The 323-nt window shown below is 60.4% G+C and carries 1 protein-coding gene; it reads right to left on the bottom strand.

Going from position 1 to position 323, the window contains the following annotated elements; translation table 11 throughout:
• Positions 1 to 323 (bottom strand): hypothetical protein (locus ACM6G4_RS24340; RefSeq protein ID WP_414914784.1); only part of this gene is annotated, 323 nt, incomplete at both ends.

Genomic DNA, 323 nt, shown 5'->3' on the forward strand with positions numbered 1-323 from the left:
CAAACGTCTGCAGCGTGCCCATGCCGCTGCGTTTTTCAATCAGGTTGCCCCACGCATCGTAGGCATATTCCTGATCCCGCCAGCGTTTAAGGCGGTTGTCCTTGACGTGATCAAACTGGCTGGTGTTGAAGTTCAGCCGGTTCGCCGCGGCGTCGTAGCGGAATTCTTCGCTGTCGATCAACTGCCCGGTGTCGCGGCTGTGCAACTGGCCGTTGGCTTCGTATTCGTACTTGATCTCGCCGCGCAGTTTGTCGAGGGTACGGGTCAACTCGCCGGCCGGGTCGTACTGGTGGCGGCGGTGGATCGGGTTGTAGGCGTGCTCG

Source organism: Pseudomonas sp. IT-P258 (genome assembly GCF_949767825.1).
GTDB lineage: Bacteria > Pseudomonadota > Gammaproteobacteria > Pseudomonadales > Pseudomonadaceae > Aquipseudomonas > Aquipseudomonas monachiensis.